The 16982-nt window shown below is 73.2% G+C and carries 20 protein-coding genes and 1 pseudogene; 11 read left to right on the plus strand and 10 right to left on the minus strand.

All coding sequences use genetic code 11. The annotated features are described in order from the left end of the window. Window positions 1-127 precede the first annotated feature (127 nt). Window positions 128-1096 (minus strand): diacylglycerol/lipid kinase family protein, encoded by a 969-nt coding sequence (locus tag ACZ6AQ_RS14915; RefSeq protein WP_388698223.1) that lies wholly within the window; start codon window positions 1094-1096, stop codon window positions 128-130. Window positions 1097-1230: 134 nt separating this feature from the next. On the opposite strand from ACZ6AQ_RS14915, the gene ACZ6AQ_RS14920 reads away from it, so the two are divergent. After that, complete coding sequence (locus ACZ6AQ_RS14920) at window positions 1231-1650, plus strand: hypothetical protein (RefSeq protein WP_468760177.1); 420 nt, start codon at window positions 1231-1233, stop codon at window positions 1648-1650. 14 nt (window positions 1651-1664) lie between these two features. Here ACZ6AQ_RS14920 and ACZ6AQ_RS14925 read toward each other — a convergent pair whose 3' ends face one another. The 3 genes from ACZ6AQ_RS14925 to ACZ6AQ_RS14935 all read right to left on the minus strand — a co-directional run bounded on the left by ACZ6AQ_RS14925 (window position 1665) and on the right by ACZ6AQ_RS14935 (window position 3654). After that, on the minus strand, window positions 1665-2711 hold the full coding sequence (locus ACZ6AQ_RS14925) for an RNA polymerase sigma factor SigF (protein WP_468760178.1): 1047 nt from the start codon (window positions 2709-2711) through the stop codon (window positions 1665-1667). Next, window positions 2708-3121 carry an ATP-binding protein gene (locus ACZ6AQ_RS14930; protein WP_019889334.1) on the minus strand — a complete coding sequence of 138 codons (414 nt, stop codon included), beginning with the start codon at window positions 3119-3121 and terminating at the stop codon, window positions 2708-2710. The genes ACZ6AQ_RS14925 and ACZ6AQ_RS14930 overlap by 4 nt, the downstream gene beginning before the upstream one ends. A 272-nt stretch (window positions 3122-3393) precedes the next feature. Then, the gene (locus ACZ6AQ_RS14935) at window positions 3394-3654 is read right to left on the minus strand and encodes a UBP-type zinc finger domain-containing protein (RefSeq protein WP_468760179.1); all 261 of its coding nucleotides are present in this window, start codon (window positions 3652-3654) and stop codon (window positions 3394-3396) included. Window positions 3655-3705: 51 nt separating this feature from the next. Here ACZ6AQ_RS14935 and ACZ6AQ_RS14940 point away from each other — a divergent pair, with 51 nt between their 5' ends. After that, the gene (locus ACZ6AQ_RS14940) at window positions 3706-5304 is read left to right on the plus strand and encodes a Na+/H+ antiporter (RefSeq protein WP_468760180.1); all 1599 of its coding nucleotides are present in this window, start codon (window positions 3706-3708) and stop codon (window positions 5302-5304) included. Here the strand turns inward: ACZ6AQ_RS14940 and ACZ6AQ_RS14945 are convergent. Beyond that, window positions 5280-6200 carry a 1-aminocyclopropane-1-carboxylate deaminase/D-cysteine desulfhydrase gene (locus tag ACZ6AQ_RS14945; RefSeq protein WP_468760181.1) on the minus strand — a complete coding sequence of 307 codons (921 nt, stop codon included), beginning with the start codon at window positions 6198-6200 and terminating at the stop codon, window positions 5280-5282. The genes ACZ6AQ_RS14940 and ACZ6AQ_RS14945 overlap by 25 nt on opposite strands. Window positions 6201-6406: 206 nt before the next feature. Then, the gene (locus ACZ6AQ_RS14950) at window positions 6407-6997 is read right to left on the minus strand and encodes an N-acetylmuramoyl-L-alanine amidase (RefSeq protein WP_388698207.1); all 591 of its coding nucleotides are present in this window, start codon (window positions 6995-6997) and stop codon (window positions 6407-6409) included. Between the two features lie 256 nt (window positions 6998-7253). On the opposite strand from ACZ6AQ_RS14950, the gene ACZ6AQ_RS14955 reads away from it, so the two are divergent. Both ACZ6AQ_RS14955 and ACZ6AQ_RS14960 read left to right on the plus strand, forming a co-directional pair. After that, a complete protein-coding gene (locus ACZ6AQ_RS14955) occupies window positions 7254-8669 on the plus strand; it encodes a family 2B encapsulin nanocompartment shell protein (protein ID WP_468760182.1) in 1416 nt (471 codons plus the stop codon). 122 nt (window positions 8670-8791) lie between these two features. Beyond that, complete coding sequence (locus ACZ6AQ_RS14960) at window positions 8792-9835, plus strand: family 2 encapsulin nanocompartment cargo protein polyprenyl transferase (protein WP_388698309.1); 1044 nt, start codon at window positions 8792-8794, stop codon at window positions 9833-9835. Between the two features lie 28 nt (window positions 9836-9863). Here the strand turns inward: ACZ6AQ_RS14960 and ACZ6AQ_RS14965 are convergent, their stop codons facing one another. After that, window positions 9864-10439, minus strand: coding sequence for a TetR/AcrR family transcriptional regulator (locus ACZ6AQ_RS14965; protein WP_468760183.1), 576 nt, complete (start codon window positions 10437-10439; stop codon window positions 9864-9866). Between the two features lie 126 nt (window positions 10440-10565). Here ACZ6AQ_RS14965 and ACZ6AQ_RS14970 point away from each other — a divergent pair, with 126 nt between their 5' ends. The 3 genes from ACZ6AQ_RS14970 to ACZ6AQ_RS14980 all read left to right on the plus strand — a co-directional run bounded on the left by ACZ6AQ_RS14970 (window position 10566) and on the right by ACZ6AQ_RS14980 (window position 11965). After that, entirely contained in the window at window positions 10566-11147 is a 582-nt protein-coding gene (locus tag ACZ6AQ_RS14970) for a dihydrofolate reductase family protein (RefSeq protein ID WP_468760184.1), read from the plus strand. A 68-nt stretch (window positions 11148-11215) separates the two neighbouring features. Further along, window positions 11216-11509, plus strand: a complete 294-nt coding sequence (locus tag ACZ6AQ_RS14975; protein WP_468760185.1) for a hypothetical protein — start codon at window positions 11216-11218, stop codon at window positions 11507-11509. A 42-nt stretch (window positions 11510-11551) separates the two neighbouring features. Beyond that, complete coding sequence (locus tag ACZ6AQ_RS14980) at window positions 11552-11965, plus strand: DUF6304 family protein (RefSeq protein ID WP_468760186.1); 414 nt, start codon at window positions 11552-11554, stop codon at window positions 11963-11965. Window positions 11966-12187: 222 nt separating this feature from the next. Here ACZ6AQ_RS14980 and snpA read toward each other — a convergent pair whose 3' ends face one another. Further along, complete coding sequence (gene snpA / locus ACZ6AQ_RS14985; protein WP_388698195.1) at window positions 12188-12841, minus strand: snapalysin; 654 nt, start codon at window positions 12839-12841, stop codon at window positions 12188-12190. A gap of 182 nt (window positions 12842-13023) precedes the next feature. Here snpA and ACZ6AQ_RS14990 point away from each other — a divergent pair, with 182 nt between their 5' ends. Further along, window positions 13024-13992: a LysR family transcriptional regulator gene (locus tag ACZ6AQ_RS14990; RefSeq protein ID WP_468760187.1), complete on the plus strand. Its 969-nt coding sequence runs from the start codon at window positions 13024-13026 to the stop codon at window positions 13990-13992. Between the two features lie 192 nt (window positions 13993-14184). After that, window positions 14185-14375 (plus strand): annotated as a pseudogene (locus tag ACZ6AQ_RS14995) (hypothetical protein); the annotation flags it as partial. Window positions 14376-14573: 198 nt separating this feature from the next. Here the strand turns inward: ACZ6AQ_RS14995 and sodN are convergent. After that, window positions 14574-14969, minus strand: a complete 396-nt coding sequence (gene sodN, locus ACZ6AQ_RS15000) for a superoxide dismutase, Ni (RefSeq protein ID WP_030207400.1) — start codon at window positions 14967-14969, stop codon at window positions 14574-14576. A 172-nt stretch (window positions 14970-15141) separates the two neighbouring features. Here sodN and sodX point away from each other — a divergent pair, with 172 nt between their 5' ends. After that, window positions 15142-15576, plus strand: a complete 435-nt coding sequence (sodX, locus tag ACZ6AQ_RS15005; RefSeq protein ID WP_468760188.1) for a nickel-type superoxide dismutase maturation protease — start codon at window positions 15142-15144, stop codon at window positions 15574-15576. Here the strand turns inward: sodX and ACZ6AQ_RS15010 are convergent. Next, a complete protein-coding gene (locus ACZ6AQ_RS15010; protein ID WP_388698187.1) occupies window positions 15480-16109 on the minus strand; it encodes a CGNR zinc finger domain-containing protein in 630 nt (209 codons plus the stop codon). The two genes, sodX and ACZ6AQ_RS15010, sit on opposite strands and share 97 nt — an antisense overlap. Window positions 16110-16204: 95 nt before the next feature. On the opposite strand from ACZ6AQ_RS15010, the gene ACZ6AQ_RS15015 reads away from it, so the two are divergent. After that, window positions 16205-16954 (plus strand): class I SAM-dependent methyltransferase, encoded by a 750-nt coding sequence (locus ACZ6AQ_RS15015; RefSeq protein ID WP_468760189.1) that lies wholly within the window; start codon window positions 16205-16207, stop codon window positions 16952-16954. The last annotated feature ends 28 nt before the right edge of the window (window positions 16955-16982 follow it).

The following is a 16982-nucleotide window of genomic DNA, read 5'->3' on the forward strand; positions in this document are numbered from 1 at the left end:
GGCAGCGGATACAACCCCTTCTGGAAAGTTTTTTTTGATTCCTCGGTGTCGGCTAGGTCACAGCCGTACTTCTTAGGGGTGGATACGCGCCTAAACGTTCGAGTGAAAGGACTTTGGCCCCTTCCACTCACACAATCACACGCAGTGCACGGCGAACGCCTGTGAACGTCACGCTCGTACGCAGTCCGAGGTGGTCTCCGTCCATCTGCAGGGGGAGGGGGACCTTCGAATGCAAGGTGAAGTCGGTCAGATCGTGCAGAGTCGTCGCGTGCTTGCCGCGAGGCCCGCGTTCCGGCGACGACATGAGCAGCTGGGTGGCATACCGGGCGACCGCGGGGGTAGAGAGACGCCTCAGCCCGAGCACGTCGAGGGCGGTTTCGAAGGAGGCGTCCGGCGACGCGTACACCGGGCGATTGCCCAGGTAGGTCCAGGGAGAGGTGTTGCAGATGATGGAGAGGACCAGGTCCTCGACCGGCTCCGCGTCCGGACGTTCCAGGGTGATCGTGCCGTGCCGGCGGTTCGGCTCGTTCAGGAACTGGCGCAGCACCTGGCGCAGATAGAGGGCGTGGGTGGATCTCTTCCCGCGCTCCCGCTGCTGTTCGACCCGGCCGATGACGCTCGCGTCGAAACCCAGACCCGCGCAGAAGGTGAACCAGCGGGACGGCACCGACTCGTCCTCCGTGCCCGGCGTCCCGGAGGCGAGCCCCAGGCTCACCGTGCGTGTCCGGCGCTCACGCAACGCGTCGAGCAGGACGCCGGTCGCCTCGACCGCGTCGTTCGGCAGCCCCAGCGCGCGGGCGAACACGTTGGTCGAGCCGCCGGGGACGACCGCGAGGTCCGGCAGGCGGCCCGGACCGGGGCCGTCGTGCAGCAGACCGTTGACCACCTCGTTGACCGTGCCGTCCCCGCCGAGGGAGACGACCAGATCGACGTTGCCCGCTTCGGCGGCCCGTCGGCCCAGGTCACGCGCGTGTCCGCGGTACTCGGTGGTGACCGCCTCCAGCTTCGTCTCACTGGCCAGGGCGTGGATGAGCACGTCACGGGTGCGGGCACTGGTGGTGGTGGCTGCCGGGTTGACCACGAGAAGTGCGCGCATGGGCGCCAGCGTACCTACCCGGCGGTACCGCCCCCAGCCGGGCCCGCGGCAGAGCCCGCCGCAGGGGGCCGCAGCCCGGCGCGCACGAGGGACGCCCCGGCCGCGTCCCGGCCGCCCCCGCTACCCTGCCTTGCATGAGCAGTGCGGAACAGACCCCCCGTCCCCCCCGTCTCGCCGCCGCGGCGGCCGTGACCGGCGTCGAGGCGCTCGGGCTCCTCGCCGGGGGCGCGTACATGCTGGTGAGAACCCTGACGGGAGCGCCCGAGGACCTCACCGGCGCCCTGACGGGCGCCGTGACGCTCGTCCTGCTCGGCCTGATCCCGCTCGCCGCCGCCCGGGGGCTGTGGCTGCGCCGTTCCTGGAGCCGCGGCCCCGCCGTCATCACCCAGATCCTGGCCCTGCCGGTCGCCTGGCAGATGCTCCGGGCGGACGGCGCGCTGATCCCGGCCGGTGCCGTCCTCGCCGTTCTCGCCCTCTCCGGGCTCGTCCTCCTCGTGAACCCGGCCACGAACGAGGCGCTCGGCATCCGGCGCCCCGGCCGGGACACCCCGTAGGACCGGGACCGGTCCTACTCCTCCACCAGGAGCCTCTCCCGGAGCTGGGCGAGCGTCCGGGCGAGCAGCCGGGAGACGTGCATCTGCGAGATGCCCACCTCCTGCGCGATCTGCGACTGGGTCATGTTCCCGAAGAAGCGGAGCAGCAGGATGCGCTTCTCCCGGGGCGGCAGGCCCTCCAGGAGCGGCTTCAGCGACTCGCGGTACTCGACCCCTTCCAGGGCCTCGTCCTCCGCCCCCAGCGTGTCCGCCACCGCCGGCGACTCGTCGTCGGTGTCCGGAACGTCCAGGGAGAGCGTCGAGTAGGCGTTCGCCGACTCCAGCCCCTCCAGGACCTCCTCCTCCGAGATCCCCAGCCGCTCGGCCAGCTCGTGCACCGTCGGTGAGCGGCCGTGCTGCTGGGACAGCTCCGCCGTCGCCGTGGTCAGCGAGAGCCGCAGCTCCTGGAGCCGGCGCGGCACCCGGACCGCCCAGCCCTTGTCCCGGAAGTGGCGCTTGATCTCGCCGACGACCGTGGGGGTGGCGTACGTGGAGAACTCGACCCCGCGCTCCGGATCGAACCGGTCCACCGACTTGATCAGGCCGATCGTCGCCACCTGCGTCAGATCGTCCAGCGGCTCGCCGCGATTGCGGAAGCGCCGGGCCAGGTGCTCCACCAGCGGCAGGTGCATCCGTACCAGCCGGTTGCGCAGCTCCGCCTTCTCGGGGGAGCCCTCCGGCAGCTCGCGCAGCTCGACGAAGAGGGCACGGGCGCCGCTCCGGTCGTGCGGAGCCGGGACGGCGGGGACGTCCGGAGCCTCGTCGGCCTCCCCGGCCTCCCCGGCCTCCCGGTGGTTCCCGGCCCCCGCCACCGTTCCGACGGCCCCGGCCTCTCCGGAATCCTCCGGCTTCCGCGCACCGGAGACCCCGGCGGAACCCTCGGGGGTCTCGGGGGCGCCCGGCGCCCCGGCGGCCTCGTGGTGCTGCTCGTGCTCGCTCATCTGGTCCGCCCGCTCCGTAGCGACCTCGTGCGGCCGCGCCTTCTGCCCGGGGAGGCCGGCCGTCGCGTCCCCGCTCCTCACGCCGGGCCTGGCCCCGCGCCGCGCTGTTTGTACAGGCTGATCGAGACCGTACGGTCGTCGGCCACCGACGACTCGACCTTCCCGGCCAGCGCCGACAGCACCGTCCAGGCGAAGGTGTCCCGCTCGGGAGCGCGGCCGTCGGTCGTGGGGGCGGAGACCGTCACGTCCAGCGAGTCGTCCACCAGCCGGAAGACGCAGCTGAGGACGGACCCCGGTACGGCCTGCTGGAGCAGGATGGCGCATGCCTCGTCGACCGCGATCCGCAAGTCCTCGATCTCGTCGAGAGTGAAGTCCAAACGCGCCGCGAGGCCGGCCGTGGCCGTACGCAGCACGGACAGATAGGCACCCGCAGCGGGCAGCCGGACTTCCACGAAGTCCTGGGTCCCGGGCTCGCCTGCGATCTGGGACACCCTCACCTCCAAGGTGGCACAAGCTCATTCGGGGCTCGGGGGAGAGGCCCCCGAACCGGGCGGTACGCAGGGGGCTGCGCGGTCCGCCGTGACGCTATCGCGATCCGTCCCGTCGTGTCGCCGTGGACCCCGCCCCCCTCCACCGCTCCTCACCCATGGTAAGTCTCCGGGTGCGGGCGGTGGGCGGGGGCCGTGGACGACGGAAACGAGCGACCGGCGGAGGGGTGACGTACCCACGCGCGAGCCGGTCGAACCACGGGACGGTCCGGCCGTCAGACGATCGCGCCGTCCACGAAGCACCAGCGCCACCGCTCGCCCGGCTCGAAGGACCGCATCACCGGGTGCCCGGTCGAGGAGAAGTGGGCCGTGGCGTGCCGTCCCGCCGAGGAGTCGCAGCAGCCCACGTGCCCGCACTCCAGGCAGAGCCGCAACTGGACCGGGTGCGTGCCGTCCGCCAGGCACTGGGGGCAGGTGGCGGCCAGCGGCGCCGGTTCGGGGCGCGGCAGTTCGGCAACGTGCGGGCACTCGCTCATGATGGCCAGGTTACTTCGCGGCACGGATCGAAGACGGACGGACGGACGGGCATGGACGCACTGCGGCTGGTGGCACTGGTGGCGGTGAGCGCCGCGATCGCGGGGACCGCCCGCCGGACCCCGGTGCCCGCCCCGCTGCTCCTGGTCGCCGCCGGACTGGCCGCCTCGTACGTGCCGGGCGTCCCCGACTACACGCTCGACCCGCACGTCGTCCTGCCGCTGATCCTGCCCCCGCTCCTCCACACGGCCGCCGTCGACTCCTCGTACCTCGACCTGCGGGCCAACGTGCGGCCCGTCGCCCTGCTCTCCGTCGGGTACGTCCTCTTCGCCACCGTGGCCGTCGGCTGGCTCGCGTACGTCCTCGTGCCCGACCTGCCGCTCACCGCCGCCCTCGTGCTCGGCGCGGTGATCGCCCCGCCGGACGCGGTCGCCGCCACCGCCATCGCCCGCAGGCTGGGCCTGCCGAACCGGATCACCACGATCCTCCAGGGCGAGTCCCTGGTGAACGACGCGACCGCGATCACCGCCTACAAGGTCGCCCTCGCGGCGGCCGTCGGCGAGGGCGTCGGCTGGGCCGGCGGACTGGGCGAGTTCGCGCTCGCGGCCCTCGGCGGCATCGGCGTCGGCCTGGTCCTCATGGTCCCCCTCCACTGGCTCCGCCTCCACCTGCGGGACTCCCTGCTCCAGAACACCCTCTCCCTCCTCATCCCCTTCGTCGCCTACGCGGCCGCCGAGGAGGTCGGCGCCTCCGGGGTCCTCGCCGTCGTCGTGGTCGGCCTCTTCCTGGGCCACCGCGCCTGGCAGGTCGACTTCGCGACGCGGCTCCAGGAGGAGGCCGTGTGGAAGATGGTGTCCTTCGTCCTGGAGTCCGCCGTCTTCGCCCTGATCGGACTCCAGCTCCCGTACGTCGTCCGCGGCCTCGGCCCGTACGGGGTCGGCGAAGCCGCCGGGTACGCGGCCGGCGTCTTCGTCGCCGTCGTCCTCGTCCGCTTCGTCTGGGTCTACCCGTCGACCTTCCTGCCCCGCCTGCTCTCCGCCCGCGTCCGGGAACGGGAGCCGGGGGTGGACTGGCGGACGCCGCTCGTCGTCGGCTGGGCCGGCATGCGCGGGGTGGTCTCGCTCGCCGTCGCCTTCTCCATCCCCGTCGCCGTCGCCGGCGAGGAGTTCCCGGCCCGCAACCTCGTCCTCTTCCTCACCTTCACCACCGTGATCGGCACGCTGGTGGTGCAGGGCCTCACCCTCCCGCCCCTCATCCGGTTCCTGAAGCTGCCCGGCCGCGACCGGCACGCCGAGACGCTGGCCGAGGCCCAGGCGCAGAGCGAGGCGTCGCGGGCCGCCGAGGAACGCCTCGACGCGCTCCTCGCGGACGAGCGCAATGCCCTGCCGCAGCCCCTCGCCGACCGGCTGCGCACCGTCCTCGAACGACGCCGCAACGCGGTCTGGGAACGGCTCGGGACGGTCGACGAGGTCACCGGGGAGACGGCGGACGACACCTACCGGCGCCTCGCGCGCGAGATGATCGACGCCGAACGGAAGGTCTTCGTACAGCTGCGCGACGCGCGCCGGATCGACGACGAGATGATGCGGACCCTGCTCCGCCGGCTCGACCTGGAGGAGGCGGCCGCCTACCGGGAGGAGGCGGACGGCTGACCGCCGTCCGGAGCGCCGGTGACCACCGCCGCGATCCGGGTGCCCTCGGGGAAGGCGCCCTCCTCCGCCAGCGTCACGAGAGCGTGAAGCATTTTGGCCACATATAGCCGCTCGATGGCGAGTTCATGCCGTTCCTCGAAATCGCGTGTGAACTCCTCCAGGACCGGGGACACGCGCGCGTAGCCCCCGCCGTGGAAACGCTCGTCCAGGGACCAGTCGCCGCGCGGGCCCCCGAACGCCGCCTCCTGGAGGGCGCGGACCTCCCCGCCCAGGAAGCCCCCCTTGAGCACCGGGACGCCGAGGGCCCGCTGCCCCGGGGCGAGACCGGCCGCGAGGCCCGCGAGGGTGCCGCCCGTGCCGCAGGCGACGGCGACCGTGTCCGCCGCCCCGGCCAGTTCCCGGCCCAGCTCCGCGCAGCCGCGCGCGGCGAGCGCGTTGCTGCCGCCCTCGGGGACCACGTACGCGTCCGCGCGGGTCCGCTCCAGGAGCGCCGCGAGGACGGCGGGGTCGTTCTTCGCCCGGTACGTGGCCCGGTCCACGAACTCCAGGCGCATCCCGTCCGCCGCGCACCGCGCGAGGGAGGGGTTGAGCGGCCGTCCGGCCAGCTCGTCGCCGCGGACCACCCCGACCGTGGGGAAACCGAGCAGCCGGCCGGCGGCGGCCACCGCCCGCAGGTGGTTGGAGTACGCCCCGCCGAAGGTGAGCAGGGGGCGCCCGCCCGCCGCGCGCAGGTTGGGCGCGAGCTTGCGCCACTTGTTGCCCGGCAGGTCCGGGTGGATGAGGTCCTCGCGCTTCAGGAGCAGCGCGAGGCCGCGCCGGGCGAAGCGCTCGTCCTCCACCGGCTCCAGGGGGGAGGGCAGCCGGGGGCGCAGCGGCGGGAGGTCGAACGCGTTCACCGGGTCATTGTGCCGCCCGCCCGGGACGCGGCCGACGGCGGACGGACGCGCCGGACGGGAACCGGACGCGCCGGACCCGGCCGGGACCGCCCGCCCCGGACGGGGCCGGGGCCCGCGCCGCCGGGGCCGGCGGTCCGCGTCGCGGCCGGGCGGGTCCGTCCGGCGCCGGGTCCTGTCCGGCACCGGGTCCCGGCGCCGGACAGCGCCTACCGCAGCAGGTCGGCGATCCGCTCCCGCATGGAGCCCATGGTGAAACCGCGCGGGTCCGACTTCCCCGGCTGCCACTCCAGGTGACCGATGACCGACCGGTGCGTCCAGCCGTGCACCCGGCACACGGCGGCGGCCGCCTTCGCGATGGCCTCCAGCTGGACCTTCGGCCACGGGTCCTTGCCGTCCCCGAGGTTCTCGCACTCGAAGCCGTAGAAGTGCCGGTTGCCGTCCGTGGTGGCCTCGTCGTCCCTCGGCAGGCGCCGCTCGGCGATGACCGCCCGGAGCACTTCGTCGTCGCCGAGCCCGGCGTGGTTGGCGCGGCCGTAGCCGACGAGGTGGACCCCGCCGTCCTTGGCGATCACGCCGTGGCAGAGCGGCCCCGGCAGGCTCGCGTAGCCGTCGCGGCAGATGCGGACGGTGCCGGCGGTGCCCCGGGTCACGGTGTGGTGGATCATCACGCCGTGCACCGGACCCCAGGGGCCCTTGTGGTTGCGGTTGTGGGTGGCCCAGTCGCCGACCTGGACGACCGCGAGGCCCTCGTCGCGCAGCGCGGTGAGGAACCTGTTCGCGGACATGGGTGAAGCCATGACCGACTCCTTCCGAAGGACGGGAACGAACTTCCGGAGTACCGGAGTCCGCCGAACCGCCGCCATCCGTTCGGACCGTGTGCGAGCCGATCCGGACAGTGCGCCGGACGGGGGCGCCGGACCTCGGCCGTCCGGAGGGGAAAACGGCGGCATGCCCCGGAAATCGTCGAACAGCCCCACTCGATCGTGTAATGGCGCCGACACGCTGAGTAGTGAAAGGCTGATGCTGCAACTCAGGCATATGAGAGGGAGTCCCATGTCCGTAGGTTCGGTTGGCGACGAGATCCGCGCGGAGCAGCAGGCGCCGCAGCAGAGTCTCGGTACCGCCGCCGCGCGGAACCTCGCCACGACCACCAAGTCGGCACCGCAGATGCAGGAGATCACCTCGCGGTGGCTGCTGAGGACGCTGCCGTGGGTCCAGGTGCAGGGCGGTACGTACCGGGTCAACCGGAGGCTCAGCTACTCCGTGGGAGACGGCCGCGTCACCTTCGTCCAGACCGGCGAGCACGTCGCGGTGATCCCCGCCGAGCTCGGCGAGATCCCCGCCCTGCGGGGCTACGAGGACGAGGGCGCGCTGGCCGAACTCGCCTCCCGCTGCACCCAGCGGGAGTACGCGGCGGGCGAGGTCATCGCCGTCGCGGGCGCCCCCAGCGACCGCGTGTACCTCCTCGCCCACGGCCGGATCGAGCAGATCGGCGAGGGGCCGTACGGCGCCGAGGCCGTCCTCGGCGTCCTCGCCGACGGCGCCCACCTCGGCGACTCCTCCCTGATCCGCGACGACGCCACCTGGGAGTGGACCGCCCGGGCCGCCACCGCCTGTACGGTCCTGGAGCTCACCCGGGACGACGTGCGGAACCTGGCGGACCGGGTCGACTCGCTCGCCACGCACCTCACGGCCGTCGCCACGCTGTCCGAGCAGCGCACCAACAAGTACGGCGAGGCCGCCATCGACCTCTCCGCCGGCCACGTCGGCGAGGCCGTCGTCCCCCACACCTACGTCGACTACGACGCCTCGCCCCGCGAGTACGAACTGAGCGTCGCCCAGACCGTACTGAAGGTCCACAGCCGCGTCGCCGACCTCTACAACCAGCCGATGAACCAGACCGAGCAGCAGTTGCGGCTCACGGTCGAGGCGCTCCGCGAGCGCCAGGAGCACGAGATCGTCAACAACAAGGAGTTCGGCCTCCTCTCCAACTGCGACTACGGGCAGCGCATCCAGCCCCACGACGGCGTCCCGAGCCCCGACGACATGGACGAGCTGCTCTCCCGCCGCCGGGGCTCGAAGATGTTCCTCGCCCACCCGCGCGCCATCGCCGCCTTCGGCCGCGAGCTCAACAAGCGCGGTCTGGTGCCCGAGACCATCGACATCAACGGCAACCGCATCCCGACCTGGCGCGGTGTGCCGATCTACCCGTGCAACAAGATCCCGGTCTCGGACGCCCGGACCACCTCGATCATCTGCATGCGTACGGGCGAGGCCGACCAGGGCGTGATCGGCCTGCACCAGACCGGCCTCCCCGACGAGATCGAGCCCAGCCTCTCCGTCCGCTTCATGGGCATCGACGAGCAGGCGATCATCTCCTACCTGGTCACGGCCTACTACTCGGCGGCGGTCCTCGTCCCGGACGCGCTCGGCGTCCTGGAGAACGTCGAGATCGGCCGCTGGAGCTGAGGCGGCGGCGCCCGGGGCGGGAGGGCCGGCACCCCCGCTCCGGCGCCCTCCCGCCCCGGCGCCCTCCCGGCTCGTCACGGCGAACGGTCGCCGCGAAGAACGTGAAGGAAGCAAGCGTGACCATGACCAGCGCGAACGCCGTCACCGACGGTCAGGGAGCCGTGGCGCTCCTGGACCGGACGCGGGCGGCCGTCCACCCCCAGCTCCGCTCGACCGTCGAGACCCTGCCCGGTTCCGTACGGCGGGTGGCGATGTACCACCTCGGCTGGGAGCACGCCGACGGCTCCCCGGCCGCGGAGCAGGCGGGCAAGGCCATCCGGCCCGCCCTCGTCCTCGCCGCGGCCCGCGCGCTCGGGGCCGAGGAGACCCGGGCCGTGAAGGCCGCCGCCGCGGTGGAGCTCGCGCACAACTTCACCCTGCTCCACGACGACATCGTCGACGGGGACCCGACCCGGCGCCACCGGCCCACCGCCTGGACGGTCTTCGGCGTGCCGGACGCGCTGATCACCGGGGACGCGATGTGCGCGCTCGCCCTGCGCCTGCTCGCCGAGGACCCGCACCCCTCCTCGGCCGCCGCCTCCGCGCGTCTCGCCGCCTGCGTCATCGAACTCTGCGCGGGGCAGCAGGCGGACTGCGCCTTCGAGCAGCGCGGTCCGCACGAGGTCTCCCTCGACGAGTGCACCGCCATGGCCACCGCCAAGACCGGCGCCCTGCTCGGCTGCGCGTGCGCCCTCGGCGCGCTCTACGCCGGCGCGGGCGAGGAGGAGGTCGCGGCGATGGACGCCTTCGGCCGGGAGGCGGGGCTCGCCTTCCAGCTGATCGACGACCTCATCGGCATCTGGGGGGACCCGGACCGTACGGGCAAGCCGGCCGGGGCCGATCTGGTCGCCCGCAAGAAGTCGCTGCCCGTGGTGGCGGCGCTCACCTCCGGGACGCCGGCGGGGGACGAGCTGGCCGAGCTGTACTCCCGCCGGGTCCTCGACGCGGAGGCGGTCCGGGCCGCGGCGGACGCGGTGGAGCGGGCCGGTGGGCGCGACTGGGCGCAGGCCCAGGCTGCCGAGCGCATGGGCCGTGCCGTCGAGCACCTGGCACAGGCGGTCCCGGACGTGGCGGCCGCGGGGGACCTGCTCGCCCTCGCGGAGTACGTCACCCGACGCGTGCGCTGAGACCGCCGGGGCCCGGGGCCCCGGGTGCTCAGTCCGCCGGGGCGATGCGGGTGACCACGGTCTCGATCAGGGAGTCCAGGTCCCGGTCGCCGTGGAGTTCCGGGACCGTGAAGTGGTCGAGCAGCAGCCCGGTGAGGGCGAAGTAGAGGACCCGTACCGTGTCCGCGTCCCCCGGCATGCCGGAATCGAGGTGCAGCCGGATGTTCTCGTTCAGGTCGGAGCGGAGCACCTTGGTGAGCTGGGTCCGCAGCTCCGGACGGCGCACGGCCTCCAGGCGCAGCTCGAAGAGGCCCAGGTAGCAGGTGCGCTCCGCCGCCAGGCGCCCGGCGGTCCAGCGCATCAGTTCCACCAGCAGCTCCCGGCCGGGCGCGGGTCGCATGGCGGTGTCGATGACACCGGGGGGCGGGGTGAGCCGCGCGAAGATCCGGTCGCCCACCTGGGAGAGCAACTGGTCCCGGTGGTCGAAGTAGTTGGACGACGTGCCCGTCGGGACCCCCGCCCGGGCGTCGACCGCGCGGAACGTCAGACCGCGGGCGCCTTCGTCCGCCAGTACCTCGATCGCCGCGTCGAGCAGGGTCGTACGGCGTTCCGGGTTTCTCGCCATGGGGGCTCCCTCGGTGTCGGGTGGGTTCTCTTCGCGATGGGGCTTGCACAACCACTACAGGTGAAGCACTATAACTGTCGTGGTTGCGGCAGCGGCCGTGACCCGAACCCGAAGAAGAGGACCCGCTTGCGCAAGCTCACCTACTACATCGCCTGCACCATCGACGGTTTCATCGGCGACCCCGAGGGCGACGCCACCTCCATGTACAAGTACGCCGAGGACTCGTACCTGGAATGGATGGGGGCGGAGTACCCGGAGACGATCTCCGCGCCCGGCCGGGAGGCCCTCGGCATCGACGGCCCCCACCAGCACTTCGACACCGTCGTGCAGGGGATGGCGTCGTACCGGCTCGCCCTGGACATCGGCCTCACCAGCCCCTACGGCCACCTGCGCGAGTTCGTCGCCACCCGTTCGCTCGCCGAGGCGCCCCACCCCGACATCGAGCTGATCTCCGACGACCTCGTCGGCCGCGTCCGGGAACTCAAGGCCGAGGACGGCCCCCTGGGCATCTGGCTCTGTGGCGGCTCCACCGTCGCGGGGGAGCTCATCGAGGAGATCGACGAGTTGGTCATCAAGACCTATCCGCAGGTGTACGGCACCGGCATGCCGATGTTCGGCGCCGGTTTCGAACCCCGGGACTTCGAGCTGGGCGACGTGCGCGCCTTCGACAACGGCGTGATCGTCCGCACGTACTCCAGGAAGCGGTAGCGCGTACGGGGCCGGATGGGCGGAGGCGGCGGGAAGCGCCTCCGCGCCGGGCGTCCTACCCTGGAGACATGGCTGACGAGGCGTTCCGTACGACCCGGGACCCGCGGGCCGAGCACCCCTGCCCCGCCTGCGGCGGTCCGCGCACCGCGCGGGTCACCCGGCACAAGGTCCTCGGGGCCTGGGTGCCGGAATGGGAGGTGGAGCCCTGCCGCGACCCGGAGTGTCCGCTCCACGAGGAACGCGGGGAGCGCGAGGAGCACGGGGGGAGCGGGAAGCACGGGGATTCCGCGGGTGCGGAAGCCGCGACTCCGCACGTGACCGGCAAGAACGGCGAGACCGGGAGAAGTCCGGCCCCGGGGTGACCGGATGCGCGGGGGAGCCGGTCGTACCGCTACAGTCCGCGCATGTCATCGGAGTCGACGGAAGTCTGGACCGGCTGGTACCGGGACCGCAGCGGCGCGGAAGCGATCGTCATCACGGCCGACGGACGGCGCGTCGCCGTCCGGGTCAGGGGGACCGAGTACACGGGCGAGAGCTTCGCCTCGCTCGGCACGGCCGACGGGCAGACCCTCACCGGCTGCGTCCTGGAGTGGGACCTCCCGCTTCCCGTCGTCCTGGACGGGGCCGCCCAACAGGCCACGCTCAGCTGCCTCCTGACGCTCGGTGAGCGCCCCGACCTCAGCCTGACGCTGCACTGCGGCGGCGCCGCCTTCGAGGCGTGCGTCGCGGGAGGCGATTTCGAGGGGGCGCTGGAGCGGGTCCGCCGTCAGCTTCCGCCCGGCGCGGACTTCGGCCGGCGGCTCCTCCCGGCGGCCTGAGGCCTGGGGCCGGCGGCCCGCGGCGGGCGCCGGCGTCCTCGCGTTCCGCGGCCCGGGGCGGGGCGTCGGCCTCCTCGCGTTCCGCGACCCCACGTCCCCACGTCCCCACGTCCCACGACCTCGCGACGCGCGCGCGGCCCGCGACCGCGCGGCCCGCACGGGAACGCGCACGGGAACGGCGGCACCCGGGGAGGGGCGCCGCCGTCCTCGTAACCCCGCCCGTCAGCCCTTGAAGGCGGAGGCGAGGCCGTAGCGCCACAGCTGGTCGACGCGGGACCGCTCCTGCGCGTTCGGCTGGGCGTTCTGGCAGGACGTGCCGGGACCGCCGCCCGACATCAACTCGCTGCACGGACCGCTGTAGTGGTCCGGGAGGCCGAGGACGTGCCCGGTCTCGTGGGCCGTGACCCGGGTCGAGTTGTACTGCTGGTTCTGCCGGTAGTCGAGGAAGATGTATCCGCCGCCGTGCCCGTCGGTGCTGGCGTACGAACCGCGGGAGTCGTTGCCCTCGTAGTAGCGGAAGTCGGGGTTGCTGCCCTCGACGAGCCGGACGTTCACCACCGAGCTGTTCCATATCTGGGCCGAGCGGGCGATCTGGGTGCGGAAGCTCGGCGCGTTGGCGGCGCTGTAGACGACGGTGACGGCCTCCGCGCCGGGGACGGCGGCCCGCTTCTTCGCCACCGACTTCAGGACGGCGTCGAAGAAGGCCCGGTTGGCCTTGGCCTCCTCGGCCGAACCGGCGTACGCGACGGCGGCGTTGCCGGCGGACACGGCCCGGTCGTCGGGCGCGGCGACGGCCGGGGCCGCTCCGAGGGAGGTGAAGAGGCCGAGGCCGAGGGCGGCGGTCAGCGCGGAGGTGAGGACCTTGGAGTGTCGCATGGGGGGCTCCTCCTGTAGGGGTCGGGGAGAGTCTGGAGGGAACCGGCCCGCGCGGGGATGATGTCAACCGCCGATAACCCCGTCACATCACCTCCTCGCCCCCTCCCCGCCCCCGGAGCGAAAGGAGATCGAAGGGTTCCGGCTGTCTGGTGCGTCTCGTGGGGCCGCCCTACCCTCGGGGCATGGAGCTGGAGGTGAGACACCTGCGCGTGCTCTGCGCCATCGCGGACACGGGCAGCCTGCACAAGGCGGCGCGCCAACTGGGCATGAGTCAGCCGTCGTTGACCACCCAGCTGCGCCGGATCGAGAACTCCCTGGGGGCCGAACTGTTCTCCCGGGGCCGCACCGGCTGCCACCCCACCCCGCTCGGCCGTTCCCTCCTCAGCCGGGCCCGCCCCCTCGTCGCGGACATGGCCGCGCTCGTCACCGAGACCCGGGCCGCCGCCGCCCGCACCGAAGGCCCCGGACTCCGCGTCGGCTCCACCGCGAGCCGGGCGCTCCCGGGCTGGCTGCGCCGGCTCCGCCAGCGGCTGCCGGGCACCGAGGTCGGCCTGCGGGTGGACGTCTCCGCCAACGCGCTGCTGCGCACGGTCGCCGCGGGCCGGCTCGACGTGGCCTTCGTGCACGAGGTGGAGGGCTGCCCGTTACGGGTCCCCGAGGGCCTGACGGAACGGGTCCTGGTCGCCCGCGAACCGCAGTTCGTCTCCATGGCCCGCGACCACCCGGCCGCCGCCCGGCCCGTCGTGGACCTCGCCGACCTCGCGGACGACCACTGGATGGTCGACCCGACCGTCGACGGCGAATGGGACGGCCTCCGCCGGGTCCTGGACGCCGCCGGGATCGACCCTCCGCTGCTGCACGGCGACTACCACACGGCCGCCTCGCTCATCGTCCTCGGTGAGGCCGTCGCCCCCTGCCAGCCCACCTCGGGCCCGCGCGAGGACATGGCCGTCCGCCCGCTGCGCGGCGACCCCCTGGCCGTCCGGCTCCTGCTGTACGGACGCCCCGGCGCGCCCCTGGACGCGCTGTACGCGGAACTCGCCGCCGCCTACCGCGAGGTGGCCCTCCGCGCGGCCCCGTACCGCGAGTGGCTGCGGGGGCAGGGGACGGCGGCGGGACTGTCGGTGGGGCCGTGCATGACGGCGGTGTGAGCGGGGCCGGGGCGGGCTGATCTCCCGGGGTGCCCTGATCTCCCGGGGTGCCCGCCGCGCGGCGCTCCGGCTACGGGAGGCTCCGGCGGACCCGTCCTGCCGGATCGCCCGCTGACCGTCACCCGTCGCTCGTCACCCGCCGCTCGTCGCTCGTGCGCCGTCGTCATCCCGGTCGTCGGCGGCCGGCAGGCGATGACCTCCGCCGCCACCGGCGCCGTCGCCCTGGTCATCGCGCCCCCGAACCGCGAGCACGGCTTCGGCCACCCGGTCGCGGCCGGGATCGCGGTGGCGACGGTGGGCGACAAGGGGCCCCGCCCGTACCCGGACTGCCGGACGTGCCGTTCACTCTCGACACGCCGACCACCGTCGCCCCGTACGCGTTCCTCGCGGGCGCATGCCCGTGGGCGAGACCGTGGTCGTGCTCGTGACCGTCGCCTGCGTGATCCCCCGCAACCTCGCCGTCGGCGGCGTCGGCCTGCTGTCCCCCGCGGCCGGTTCCCCCGTCTCCCGAACCCCTCCCGAAACGCCCGAAGGGGTGCGACCGGCAAGCGGTCGCACCCCTTCGGAGCGGGGACGGAAGGTCAGGCCTTCTTCGTCTCCCAGAAGATGCGGTCGATCTCGGCGATGAGCTCCAGCGCCTTCTCGCCCGTCTTCGGGTCCGTCGACGCCTTGGCGGCCGAGAGGGCCTTCAGGGTGTCGTTGACCAGCTGGTTGAGCTCGGGGTACTTCTCGAAGTGCGGGGCCTTGAAGTAGTCGCTCCAGAGCACCGAGACGTGGTGCTTGGCGAGCTCCGCGCGCTGCTCCTTGATGACCGTGGCGCGGGCCCGGAAGTGCGGGTCCTCGTTGGCCTGGTACTTCTCCTGGACAGCCTTGACGGACTCGGCCTCGATGCGGGCCTGGGCCGGGTCGTACACGCCGCACGGGAGGTCGCAGTGGGCGCTGACCTTCACCTTGGGGGCAAACAGGCGGGAGAGCATTGAGCCGTCCTTCCTCGTGATCGTCTTCTCAGGTGGGACATTACTCGGTGAGAAGGGCGTTTTCGCGGGCGCCCCTGGGGCTTAGGTCAAAAGTCCGGGGGCGCCGCGGGACTCGTGGGCGAGTGTACGAGCGGACGCGCGGGTGCGCGCGGTCCGGCCGGGAGGTGTCGTGATGAGGGAAACGGGGCGGGAACCGGCGGGTGAAGCCGGGGCTCCGTTCGGGATCGCCGAGGTGACGGGGGTGTCGATGGTGCCCACGCTGCTCCACGGCGACCGGCTGCTCGTGCACTACGGGGGGCGGCTGCGGCCCGGGAGCGTCGCCGTGCTGCGCCATCCGCTCCAGCAGGATCTGCTCATCGTGAAACGGCTGATCGAGCGACGCGACGGCGGCTGGTGGGTGCTGGGCGACAACCCGGACGCGGAGGGGGACAGCCGGGTCTTCGGAGCCGTACCGCCCGAACTGGTGCTCGGGAGGGTGCGGGCGCGGTACCGGCCGGTGACGCCGGGGCGTCAGCGTTCGGCCGGGACGGTGCTCTCCTGGCTGGTCTCGGCGGTCAGGCCGGTGGGGTCCGCGAGTTCGGCCTCCCGGCGTTTGCGGGCCCGGTAGGCGGCCACGTTGGCGCGGGTCGCGCAGCGGTCCGAGCAGTAGCGCCGGGAGCGGTTGGTGGAGGTGTCCAGGTACGCGTTGCGGCAGGGCGCCGCCTGGCACAGGCCGAGCCGGTCCGCGCCGAACTCGGTCAGGTGGAAGGCGAGCCCCATCGCGCAGATGGCCGCGTACCCCGTGGTCGCGTTCGAGGAGTGATCGGCGAGGTGCATGTGCCACCGGGGGCGGCCCTCCTCGTCGAGGAAGTCGTGGCCCGAGATCTGGGGGCTGACCGGGAACTCCAGGAGGAGCGAGTTGAGCAGGTCGACGGCGCCGGTGTGGTCGCCCTCGTCGGCCGCGGTGAAGACCGCGCGCAGCCGGGACCGTACCGTCCGGAAGCGGGGCAGGTCCGCCTCGGTGACCCGGCGGGCCATCTGGGAGGCCGCGCCGAAGAGGTCCCGGACCGCCTCCACGGAGGTGAGGGAGTCCTTGCCCCGGGTCGGCTCCTCGGTGTTGACCAGGCGCACGGCGAAATCCGAGTAATGGGCCAGTTCCACTTGTAGTCCTTACTTCGGCGGGCTAGGGTCGCGGGCGGAAGGGGGTAACGGCTGTTTCCCCTTCGAGGGTATTACGAACAGGGGAGGGTGCGGCGATGACCGGAACCGACTGGGCGGCCTGGCAGCAGAGCTGGGACCGTCAGCAGGAGTGGTACATGCCGGACCGCGAGGAGCGGTTCCGCGTGATGCTCGACATGACCGAGGCGCTGGTGGGGCCGGAGCCCCGCGTCCTCGACCTCGCGTGCGGTACGGGAAGTATCACGGATCGGCTCCTCCGGCGGTTCCCGGAGGCGACCGCCACGGGTGTCGATCTCGATCCCGCCCTCCTCGCCATCGCCGAGGGGTACTTCGCGGGCGACCGGCGCGTCACCTTCGTGACCGCCGATCTCAAGGACCCGGAGTGGGCCGCGACCCTGCCGTACGACTCGTACGACGCGGTCCTCACCGCCACCGCCCTGCACTGGCTCCACAGCGAACCCCTCGCGGCCCTCTACGGGCGGATCGCCGGTCTCGTCCGCGACGGCGGCGTCTTCATGAACGCCGACCACATGATCGACGGGACCACGCCCCGGATCAACGCCGCCGAGCGCGCGTGGCGGCACGCCCGGATGGACCGCGAGAAGGCCGCCGGGGTCCTCGACTGGGCCGACTGGTGGGCCCTCGCCGCGAAGGACCCCGTCCTGGCCGGGCCCACCGCCCGCCGTTTCGAGATCTACGGCGAGCACGCCGACGGCGACACGCCCTCCCCGCGCTGGCACGCCGACGCCCTCCGCGCCGCCGGCTTCGGCGAGGCCCGGACCGTCTGGGCCTCGCCCTCCGACACCCTGCTCCTGGCCGTGAAGTAGCCGGGGACGAGGCGGGGAACGAGGAAGG

Source organism: Streptomyces sp. NPDC041191 (assembly GCF_055591945.1).

Excerpts from the sequence above, each read along its gene's own strand:
- ACZ6AQ_RS14915 (WP_388698223.1), bottom strand. The coding sequence starts at position 1,096 with ATGCGCGCACTTCTCGTGGTCAACCCGGCAGCCACCACCACCAGTGCC.
- ACZ6AQ_RS14920 (WP_468760177.1), top strand. The coding sequence starts at position 1,231 with ATGAGCAGTGCGGAACAGACCCCCCGTCCCCCCCGTCTCGCCGCCGCG.
- ACZ6AQ_RS14935 (WP_468760179.1), bottom strand. The coding sequence starts at position 3,654 with ATGAGCGAGTGCCCGCACGTTGCCGAACTGCCGCGCCCCGAACCGGCG.
- ACZ6AQ_RS14940 (WP_468760180.1), top strand. The coding sequence starts at position 3,706 with ATGGACGCACTGCGGCTGGTGGCACTGGTGGCGGTGAGCGCCGCGATC.
- ACZ6AQ_RS14950 (WP_388698207.1), bottom strand. The coding sequence starts at position 6,997 with ATGGCTTCACCCATGTCCGCGAACAGGTTCCTCACCGCGCTGCGCGAC.
- ACZ6AQ_RS14955 (WP_468760182.1), top strand. The coding sequence starts at position 7,254 with ATGTCCGTAGGTTCGGTTGGCGACGAGATCCGCGCGGAGCAGCAGGCG.
- ACZ6AQ_RS14960 (WP_388698309.1), top strand. The coding sequence starts at position 8,792 with ATGACCAGCGCGAACGCCGTCACCGACGGTCAGGGAGCCGTGGCGCTC.
- ACZ6AQ_RS14965 (WP_468760183.1), bottom strand. The coding sequence starts at position 10,439 with ATGGCGAGAAACCCGGAACGCCGTACGACCCTGCTCGACGCGGCGATC.
- ACZ6AQ_RS14975 (WP_468760185.1), top strand. The coding sequence starts at position 11,216 with ATGGCTGACGAGGCGTTCCGTACGACCCGGGACCCGCGGGCCGAGCAC.
- ACZ6AQ_RS14980 (WP_468760186.1), top strand. The coding sequence starts at position 11,552 with ATGTCATCGGAGTCGACGGAAGTCTGGACCGGCTGGTACCGGGACCGC.
- snpA (WP_388698195.1), bottom strand. The coding sequence starts at position 12,841 with ATGCGACACTCCAAGGTCCTCACCTCCGCGCTGACCGCCGCCCTCGGC.
- ACZ6AQ_RS14990 (WP_468760187.1), top strand. The coding sequence starts at position 13,024 with ATGGAGCTGGAGGTGAGACACCTGCGCGTGCTCTGCGCCATCGCGGAC.
- sodN (WP_030207400.1), bottom strand. The coding sequence starts at position 14,969 with ATGCTCTCCCGCCTGTTTGCCCCCAAGGTGAAGGTCAGCGCCCACTGC.
- sodX (WP_468760188.1), top strand. The coding sequence starts at position 15,142 with ATGAGGGAAACGGGGCGGGAACCGGCGGGTGAAGCCGGGGCTCCGTTC.
- ACZ6AQ_RS15015 (WP_468760189.1), top strand. The coding sequence starts at position 16,205 with ATGACCGGAACCGACTGGGCGGCCTGGCAGCAGAGCTGGGACCGTCAG.